This is a genomic window from Aquiflexum sp. TKW24L, from assembly GCF_023502205.1.
Lineage (GTDB): Bacteria > Bacteroidota > Bacteroidia > Cytophagales > Cyclobacteriaceae > Cognataquiflexum.
In genome coordinates this window covers 65,465-75,447 of the sequence record NZ_JAMFLG010000025.1, presented here as the reverse complement: position 1 = coordinate 75,447, position 9,983 = coordinate 65,465, and the positions used below count along the sequence as shown (strand labels likewise).

Annotated in this window: 5 protein-coding genes; 2 read left to right on the top strand and 3 right to left on the bottom strand. The window is 38.5% G+C overall.

Features of this window, described 5'->3' with window-relative positions; genetic code table 11:
- Window positions 1–277 precede the first annotated feature (277 nt).
- Together radA and polA are read right to left on the bottom strand one after the other, a co-directional pair.
- Window positions 278–1,654: a DNA repair protein RadA gene (gene radA, locus M3O96_RS15690; protein ID WP_249722092.1), complete on the bottom strand. Its 1,377-nt coding sequence runs from the start codon at window positions 1,652–1,654 to the stop codon at window positions 278–280.
- 248 nt (window positions 1,655–1,902) lie between these two features.
- The gene (gene polA, locus M3O96_RS15685; protein WP_249722089.1) at window positions 1,903–4,740 is read right to left on the bottom strand and encodes a DNA polymerase I; all 2,838 of its coding nucleotides are present in this window, start codon (window positions 4,738–4,740) and stop codon (window positions 1,903–1,905) included.
- A gap of 216 nt (window positions 4,741–4,956) precedes the next feature.
- On the opposite strand from polA, the gene M3O96_RS15680 reads away from it, so the two are divergent.
- Entirely contained in the window at window positions 4,957–5,268 is a 312-nt protein-coding gene (locus tag M3O96_RS15680) for a hypothetical protein (RefSeq protein WP_249722087.1), read from the top strand.
- A gap of 66 nt (window positions 5,269–5,334) precedes the next feature.
- Here M3O96_RS15680 and M3O96_RS15675 read toward each other — a convergent pair whose 3' ends face one another.
- Window positions 5,335–5,928, bottom strand: coding sequence for a hypothetical protein (locus M3O96_RS15675; RefSeq protein ID WP_249722085.1), 594 nt, complete (start codon window positions 5,926–5,928; stop codon window positions 5,335–5,337).
- 395 nt (window positions 5,929–6,323) lie between these two features.
- Between M3O96_RS15675 and M3O96_RS15670 the strand changes: the two genes are divergently transcribed.
- Complete coding sequence (locus tag M3O96_RS15670) at window positions 6,324–9,947, top strand: hypothetical protein (protein WP_249722083.1); 3,624 nt, start codon at window positions 6,324–6,326, stop codon at window positions 9,945–9,947.
- The last annotated feature ends 36 nt before the right edge of the window (window positions 9,948–9,983 follow it).

Genomic DNA, 9,983 nt, shown 5'->3' with positions numbered 1-9,983 from the left:
GCGGAATAATTCCTTCGACAAGTTTCGCTCTTTCAGGGCTGAATGGAGTTTAACTTCACAAAGAAAAATCAGTGAGAACATTTACCCAAGAGTTCACTAAGGACTCAGAGAAAAAACATCTTCCTTCCTAACTTTATACCGAATCTTTTTTTATTCATTCTGCATTCAACATTTTTCATTCTGAACCTTCATCCTTCATCCTTCATCCCTTTTCCTTCATCCTTCATTCTGAATTCATAATTCCTTTTCTCTGCGGCTCGGCGTGAGGTGATTTTAATTACCCCACCAGCCTCTGATACATCTCTTCCAACTTACTCACTGCGATAACCTGAATCTTGTACTTGTCTACATCCAATCCTTTGATGGCATATTTGGAGACCATGATCCTTTTGAACCCTAATTTCTCAGCCTCAGCAATTCTGTTCTCGACACGGTTGACCGCTCTGATTTCTCCTCCCAATCCTACTTCCCCTGCAAAACAGATGTCCTCCGGAACGGGACTGTCTTCATAAGAAGAAACCAAGGAAGCACAGACGGCAAGGTCCAAAGCGGGATCCTCGACACGCATTCCCCCTGCAACATTGAGGAAGACATCCTGTTGTCCCAAGCGCATTCCTCCTCTTTTTTCCAATACTGCCAATAACATATTCAACCGCTTGGCATCAAATCCTGTACTGCTCCGTTGCGGTGTGCCATAGGTAGCAGGACTGACCAAAGATTGGATTTCTATCAAAAGCGGTCGGTTCCCCTCGAGCATCGCACCAATCGCAACACCATTCAATACTTCCTCTCTTTGCGTCAGCAAAATCTCTGAGGGATTGGCTACCTGTCGCAACCCTTCTGCACGCATTTCATAGATGCCAAGCTCATTGGTCGAGCCAAACCTATTTTTGGAAGTTCTCAGGATTCGGTAGGAGAGGTGTCTGTCTCCTTCAAACTGGAGAACCGTATCCACCATATGTTCGAGGACTTTGGGTCCCGCGATGGAACCGTCTTTGGTGATGTGCCCGATCAGGAAAACAGGCACACCAGTTTCCTTGGCAAATTTCATGAGCTCAGCCGTACATTCCCGGACTTGGGAAACGGATCCTGCTGCAGATTCAACATATTGACTATGGAGAGTCTGAATGGAATCGATGATCAATAAATCAGGCTGAAGGATTTCTATCTGTTGAAAAATCTGTTGGGTATTGGTCTCGCTCAGCACATAGCAATTGTCGGATTGGAAAGCCATCCGCTCTGCACGCATCTTGATCTGTGCCTCACTTTCCTCTCCCGAGACGTAGAGTACCTTTACTTTTGGCAATGAAAGTGCAATCTGCAACATCAGCGTGGACTTGCCGATACCAGGTTCACCCCCGATCAGCACCAAGGAACCCGGTACAATACCACCACCCAAAACCCTGTCGAGTTCTGCATCATGGGTCACGGTCCTTGGCATCTCTTCAAAATTGATTTCAGAAAGTCGCTTTGGAGTGGAGGCCCTTTTTTCTCTTGATCCTATAGCTTTCCAATTCCCTTTTCCGGCTTCTTCCTTTTGGATCACTTCCTCTACATAGGTATTCCATTCCCCACAAGCTGGACATTTTCCAATCCATTTTGGACTTTGTGCACCACAGTTTTGACAGAAGAAGGTTGTTTTTGTTTTAGCCATTTTTGAGGAGATGTGAGATATGAGACACAAGACGTGAGACTGAATTCTCGTGAGTTGAAAGTTTGGTGTATAAGAATTCGGAATATTTATTTTTTTGGTTTTAATGAATTGGTTACAATAATCACTGATTCATTTTTATTGGTAATAGAATTTCAAGCTTATCGGAAAATCTATCTCAAGTCTCAAGTCTCAAGTCTCATATCTCATGTCTTGTGTCTTATGTCTAGCGTCTCACGTCTCACGTCTCCCTAATGTGCTTGCAGCCAATCTTTCCCGATTCCTGTCTCAACTTCGATGGGGACGTCGATTTTGACGGCATTGGACATGAGTTTAGGGATTTCCCTTTGGAGCAATTCGACTTCGTCTTTGTGTGCATCAAAGACCAATTCATCATGCACCTGAAGGATCATTTTGGATTTGAGGTTTTCCGATTTCATCCATCGATAGACATTGATCATCGCAACTTTGATCAGGTCGGCAGCCGAACCCTGAAGCGGGGCATTGATGGCATTCCGCTCAGCAAAGCCACGCATGGTCATGTTCCTGGAATTGATATCACGCAGGTAACGTCGGCGTCCTAAGATGGTTTCTACGAATTCGTTTTTTCTGGCTTTTTCGATGGCGCCGTCCATGTATTGCTTTACTGCAGGGAATTCAGCGAAATAAGCATCTATGATTTCCTTGGCTTCAGACCTAGGTATAGCCAGGCGCTGTGAAAGCCCAAATACCGATATGCCGTAAATGATGCCAAAGTTGGCTGTCTTTGCTTTTCTCCGCATGTCGGTGGTGACTTCTTCCAAAGGAACTTTAAAAATCTTGGCAGCAGTAGTAGCATGAATATCCCTGCCTTGTTTAAATGCTTCAATCATAGAAGCATCTTGAGAAAAAGCCGCCATGATGCGCAACTCGATCTGAGAATAATCCGCAGATAGGATCACGTGGTTTTCGTCTCTTGGCACAAAAGCTTTTCTGATTTCTCTACCTCTCGCTGTTCTGATAGGGATATTCTGTAAGTTGGGATTGATGGAAGATAGCCTGCCTGTCGCGGCCACAAATTGATTGTAGGTAGTGTGAACCCTTCCGGTTTTTGGATTGATCATCGTGGGCAGCGCATCCACATAGGTTGACTTCAGCTTCACCATCTGTCGGTATTCGAGGATGGCTTCTGCGATCTCATGTTCGTTGGCTAGCTTGCTCAAAATCTCCTCACCCGTAGCGTATTGACCGGTTTTGGTTTTTTTGGCTTTGGGATCAAGTTTGAGTTTCTCAAACAGAACTTCGCCCAACTGTTTTGGGGAGGCAAGGTTGAACCGTACCCCGGCCAATTCATAAACCCTTTTTTCGATTACTTTGCTTTCATCTTCCAAGAGAATGGAGAGCTCTGCCAAACTTTCCGTATCTATTTTTACCCCTTCAAATTCCATGTCGGTCAGGACTTCAATCAGCGGATTTTCAACTTCATGAAGCAGTTTTTCCAAACCATTTTCTTTGATAATAGGGTCAAATTTTTGTTTCAGTTTCAAGGTTATATCAGCATCCTCAGCAGCGTATGGGACCACTTCGTCCACGTCCACATCCCGCATCGTGCCCTGATTTTTTCCTTTTTTACCAATCAATGTTTCTATGGAAACCGGCCTGTAATTTAAGTATTGTTGTGCCAACCAATCCATTGAATGCTTTCCTTCAGGCTCGATCAGGTAATGGGCAAGCATGGTATCGTACAATTTGCCTTTGACTTCCATGCCGTAGTTTTTCAGCACCAGCATGTCGTATTTGATATTCTGACCTATCTTGGTGATGCTCTCATTTTCAAAAACTCCTCTGAAAAGCTCAAGTTGTTTCCTGGATTCGTCCTGATCTGATGGAAAAGGGATATAGAAAGCCTCACCTGGAACATAAGAAAAGGACAAACCCACCAATTCAGCCTCATTGGGATTCAGCGAAGTGGTTTCACTGTCAAAGCAAAATTCATCTTGAAGCTCTAGGTAGGAGATCAATTCTAAAATGGCTGTTTGGCCTTCTATTTTATGATAATCATTGGCAGTAGTGAGGATGCTGTCATAGACCTGAAGAGCGCCGGCCCCCGGATTTTCCTCTTCGGACAATTCCTCTTCTTCGATATATTGGGTATTGGTTTTGGGCGTATCCACCGGACCAAAAAGTCCAAGCTGTTCATTGGCTTTTGGCGCGGGTTTTTTCATTTTCTCCCCAAACACCCTTTGTGTCAAAGTCCGGAATTCAAGTTCGGAGAAGATGGCTTTTAATTTATCTTCGTTGGGTCCATCGTAGCGAAGTGAAACTTCATCGAAGGCTACCGGAACATCCAAATTGATCGTAGCCAATTCTTTGGAGAGCAATCCCTGTTGGGCAAAATTCTCCACATTTTCCTTTTGCTTGCCTTTGAGTTTGTCCGTGTTTTGGAGCAAGCCTTCAATGGTGCCAAAGTCCTTTAAAAGTTTTGTCGCAGTTTTTCCACCTATTCCGGGAATCCCCGGGATGTTATCGACCGCATCACCCATCAGTCCCAAAATGTCCCTGACCTGATCCACATGATCAATTTCCCATTTGGCACAAACTTCTTTTGGGCCCATAATATCCACCCCATTTCCCATGAATGCAGGTTTATACAAAAAGATATGGTCTTCCACCAATTGACCATAGTCTTTGTCAGGAGTCATCATGTAAACCACAAAACTCGTCCTTTCTGCTTTTTTGGCTATGGTTCCGATGATATCATCAGCTTCAAACCCATCGAGCTCTAAAATAGGGATATTGAATCCTTCCACGATTTTCTTTACCCAAGGAATACCAATTTCAATGTCTTCCGGCTGTTCCTGACGGTTGGCTTTGTAAGCTTCGAACTGAACATGCCTGAAAGTCGGGGCTTTGGTATCGAATGCAACTGCGATATGAGTTGGCTTTTCTTTTTCCAATACTTCGAGCAAGGTGTTTGTAAATCCGAGCATGATGCCTGTATTGAGTCCTTTGGAATTAATACGTGGGTTTTTGCTGAATGCAAAATGGGCTCTGTATATCAATGCCATGGCATCGAGAAGGAAAAGTTTTTTATCTCCTTTTGGGGACATGAGGTAAATGGGTTGAGGTATAAAGATTTGATTCCGGTGGCGGAATTTTCAAAGAATGGCTAAATTACAAATAATAATCAAACGGCAGGATCAAGGAACAAATCCATTTCTGGTTTACGAAGGATCAAAACTGGTGATTTTGGCCTGATTCTTGAAATCTAATTAAAACAGTTTATCTTCATTATTATTAATCATCTCCTTTAAATTAACATCACTATGAAAAAATTAATTTACGCACTCTCTTTCTGTGCAATGTTTTTGACAATTACACCGGCAGCAGATGCCAAGGGTAACAAAGAAGCAAAAGAAGAATTGACTGCCGAACAAAAGGTTCGTCTATCTGAAATCGAATCCAGAGTATCAGAGATCAAAAGCATGGACTTTTCTGAATTGAGTAATGCAGAAATGAAAGAGGTCAAAACTGAACTTAAAGAAATGAAGGCCGAAGCAAGGCAACTGGGTGGAGGTGTCTATCTTTCAATCGGAGCGATCCTCGTAATTATCTTATTGTTGATCCTTTTGACCTAAAATTACCCTGACACAAAAAATCCCGCAGAAATTACTTTCTGCGGGATTTTTTTTGGATAAAAAGTATCAATTAATTTTTCCATTCATGGCATCCACCAATTCCCTTTTGAGTTTTCGTTCTCTTTCGAGGGTATTTTTTCGGTGCTGGTCAAATTCTTCTAGGGTATCGGAAAGGTCTTTTTGAGCCTTGGATATCAGTTTATGGCTTTGGCTGTATTTAAACAAAAAGAAGAGAAATGCTGCAGTAAGTAAACCTACGATAGTCCACATCAGGTTGTTGTAGGATGATTTGGAAATAGGCATGCCAAAAATTTCGAAATTATCCCGTGCAGCTTCGGCTGTGGTTAGGAGCACTTTGGTATCAGCGATCTCTTTATCAAATCCGGCTATTTTGGATTGCTGTTCTGCCAGGCTTTGGTTTACGGTTTGAAGTTGATTTTTAAAGAGATCCAGAGAATCCAAAACATTGGCTTTGAATTTATCAAGGCTTGTTTTTTTGATGACTTTATATTCTTGGTAATTATTGGAGGACTTGATAAGATAGTCAAATTGACTGCTGATCGTGCCTTTGTTGAGTGATCCCAAAGAGTCTGCATCCTGTCCAAATGTAGGAAATGACAAAAAAATAATGAGAATAAAATAGATTTGGTATTTTTTCATTGAATTGGCTGTTATAACTTTCTTTATTCGATTTTTAACTTTTCCCAGTTACAAAGATAAGCAATAAATATGCCTGTATATTTATAAAAATCCAAAAAACGGAGAATCGAAATTGATTATTTGAAACTGCATGATTAATAATATTGAGGTTTTCTGTTTAAGATAGGGTAGAAAATATACATCTATAGTTCTGGTTGCGGAAGAATTTGACGTCATATTATTATTTGAAAGGAAAGGCTTCCCTTTTTGCGATCGGATGAATTTATAGGAAAAATTTAAAAAACAGACTAATAAGCTTCCGGGGTTTTATATTCTTTTTCAAAGAAAACATGTTCATATCTTTTTGATTTTCAACAGTATTTGTATATTGTTTTTCCTTTTTAAACAAAATTTTTATGGGGCTCAAGAACTTCAAGATATGGGGAATTTTTATGGTGGCAGTTGTTGTCATCGCTTTTATGCTGTTTCAACAATCTAGAAGGAACAGGTTAGAACTCCAAGACCAAGCCATAAGAAATATTGAATTGATTAAAGGCAATTTTGAAGTTGGATACCAATCTTTGATCAGCCAAAGTCTACAGAACGAAAAGCAAAGCATTATTGAGGATGAAATAAAAAAAAATGGTAGAAAACCTGATCCTAAATTCAATCAAGATATAAATTTTGAAACCTTTAAAGTTGACAATTCGAGATTAAATTCAGATGAAAAAACTAAACCATTTCTAGAGATAAAAATAAATGGGAAATGGAAAAAAATAACTTTTGACAACCTTTTAAGTAAAATCAACAAGCAGAAATTTTATGAAACTATATTTCTGACTGACACCTCAGGTTCAGTTATTTATCCTTATGATGAAATAGGCAAATCATTTGCGAATTTAAAAAAGAAGAAAAGTGATTTTTTTGAAGTACCTATTTATAAAGACCAGATTATATATAACGATGAGGATTATCTGGCTTATTCCACACCTGTCGTGATCGGCAACCTTGACTTTTATCTTACTGCTGTTATTAAAACCTCATATTTTGAATCCATCGGCCGAAAGGTGGATTTTACAAATCTTACAATCCTGGTTTTCTTATTGGGATTGATGTTTTTCTCCACCCCGATAATCTCATTTTTTGGTTTTACCGAAGGTGATAAATTGACCCGTTTTGGAGTTTTTTCTATAGGATTATCATTGATAGGTATAATGGTGATGATTGGTTTTGGATTTTCTTTTTTTAAAAATCACCATCCGATTCCTGATTCGGACCATAATAATGCAATAATTTCTATCAAAAATGGCCTTAGTCAAATAGTTGAATCCAAGGTCGATATTCTACAGGATTGGGATACTATATGGCAAGAGAACAAGTATAACGAATTGATAAAAATCAACCCTAAAGGAGGTGTCAATAAAATATTTAATAAAGGAACGCCTGATACAATTTCAACATTGATTACATCCCTTAGCCATCGTGAGTATTATTACAAATTTAAAAATGATCCAAAAAGAGAACTTAAAAATGATTCAATAAGAGACTCATTATTCGATGCTTCTAAGTCAAAGCAACTTTACATAGGCTCTCACTATTCAATAAAAAACGCGGTGCTGGAATCTGTCATCAGTGAACTCCAACCTTCACAAAAAGAGGTAAGAGCAATCACATTTGAGTGGAAGGACTCCGTATTAAGTTTTAATGATACCAAGGAATTTATCTTGTTTAAAGATGATGGACTGATTATATACAAAAGTCAAAGAATCAAAGCCGTTGCAGATAGCATTTCTCAGCTGTTATCCTCCGTTAAGTGGAATGAAGTAAATGGAATCATTAACGAAAATAAAAGGGGAACAAGTGATTTTAAATGGGAAATTCCATTATACCTGGATGGACATGCGTTTTTGGGCACACTGACTAAGTTACAGCCTAAAACTGAGTTTGATCAATCGCTATGGTTCTTGTATCTCAAAGATGAACATCTGGAACACGTTTATTCTTCTTTGGTCACTTACGAAACTTCTGCCTTTATACTTCTATATCTTCTGTTTCTGTCATTTATTTCTTTCAGCAATAAAATAAACCGATTCAGCACTGAAAACCAGCAGCTGGAAAACTTTGCCTATAACTACATTTTTCCAAAACAATCAAAGCTTGAAAATTTTAAGTTTTTGATAAAGTTCTCGGTTATTTCTCTTTTTGTGATCCTTTATTATTATCACCTGACATGGGTGAGTTTTTTCGGGATGTTCTTGATCCTCGTAATCAATACTTTTCATTATAGGATTGTTATGTTTAATTTACTTGGGCCTGTATGGGTTAATACTACAGATGCGCGCAGAACTTTTTCTTATCAGCTAGAAATGGCTATTTCAGCTAACAGACAGATAATTTTGTTTTATTTCTTTATGGGAATTATCCTGATCTTGACTTTTGTTAAGCTTTTCTTTTTTCTCAATACATGGCATTATTTTTTTCTTTTGTTTTGGGTAATCGGATCTACTTTTTTTGTTTCTCTAAAAAGAAAAAAGCTTGAGGCAATACAGCATAAAGCAAATAGAAGATTAAATATAGAATTAGACAGGTCGAAAGAAGAAATTGAAAATAAGGCCTATCAGAAAGAAGTTGCTTTGAAGCATAAAAGGCTTACAATCGACTTCCACTATCTCTTTACCAACTTTTTTGTAATGTGGATATTCATGATCGGATTTATTCCCGGATACATCATCTATTCAAAAATCCAAGGTTACGAATCCACTTTTTGGGAAAAAGATATAAAAAAAGATATAATAAGTGAAGATTTTACAAAACCCGATGGGTTTTGGCAGGAATATGATGAAATACGGAGAAATTTCTTTGGAAATATAACTGGTCAGACTGATCCTTTGGTTACCTCATTTATCTATCCCAACAGATCCTATATAAAACCAATAATAAAAAATCATATTCTCGATCCGCAGTTTACTGAAAATTATAGCAAAAGAATTCCTAAAAGCCCTTGGTGGATCTTTGGTGTGGTTTTAATCTTCTTTGTGCTTGTATCGGGATTGGTTTGGCTGGTTATGGCTTTAATTTATAAAATTTACTTACTTGATTTCAGCTATTTTCAAGATGATACACCTAAAGCAGACCAACAGTTAAAAGAATCTATGCAAAGTTTATTTCTAGTAGGAATTGATTCTGATATAAACTTAAAATGGGTCGAAGAAAATTTGACTGATGATCCCGGGCTTATTGAGATGACGGATTGTGCCTCCAACCCTACATTATTATGGGGAGAAAGAAATACCCCTGACCTAACCGCGAAAAAGATTTGGCTGATTCAAAACGTCCATTGTTTGCCGGATCAGAAGTTGTTAATTGAAAAATTACCTCATATAATAAGTTTTGCTCATCTCAATGAAGTACGCTTGATCCTAACGTCCGGGATTTCATGGAGAGAACATTTCCGCTCCTTCAGCCAAAGATTCGATCAGATAAATTATTCGGAGTTGTTTTCTTCTTTCCATTTTGAGTATATACCCATCACAATACCTCCGGATCTTATAGCTGATAGTTTTGGAGAGGAGGAGACAAATATCCTGATCCGATCTAGAAAAGCATATTTCTATAATATATGGTCTGAATTAAGCTTTGAAGAAAAAAAAGTATGTTACTACTACAGCGAAGAAGGATTTTTCAATTATTCAAATAAACCAACCATACTGGAACTGTTGCAAAAAGGTGTTTTGTCCAGGAAAAAGGATGAACTGCCAAAATTATTTGACAGGAATTTCAGACAATTTTTATTGGTAAATATTACTGAGGAAGAAAAGTCATTATTTAAGGCTGACCAGAAAAAACGAGGAAATGTAAATTCTATCCAAATAGCAGTAGTCAGTTTTATTCTGATTTCCATTGCCATGATCAGTTATTTTGATAAAACTTTTCTAGATCAAGCTACGACATTTGTAGCAGGAATCGTAGGTGGATTGGGAACTTTATATTCCTTATTTAGCAAAGGGTTAGCAGGATTGAAAGGAAAAACCGAATCTTGATTTAATTAGAAATCCTATCCTAAAGAATTTCTATCC

Coding starts and splice junctions, on each gene's coding strand:
- radA (WP_249722092.1), bottom strand. CDS start 1,654: ATGGCTAAAACAAAAACAACCTTCTTCTGTCAAAACTGTGGTGCACAA.
- polA (WP_249722089.1), bottom strand. CDS start 4,740: ATGTCCCCAAAAGGAGATAAAAAACTTTTCCTTCTCGATGCCATGGCA.
- M3O96_RS15680 (WP_249722087.1), top strand. CDS start 4,957: ATGAAAAAATTAATTTACGCACTCTCTTTCTGTGCAATGTTTTTGACA.
- M3O96_RS15675 (WP_249722085.1), bottom strand. CDS start 5,928: ATGAAAAAATACCAAATCTATTTTATTCTCATTATTTTTTTGTCATTT.
- M3O96_RS15670 (WP_249722083.1), top strand. CDS start 6,324: ATGGGGCTCAAGAACTTCAAGATATGGGGAATTTTTATGGTGGCAGTT.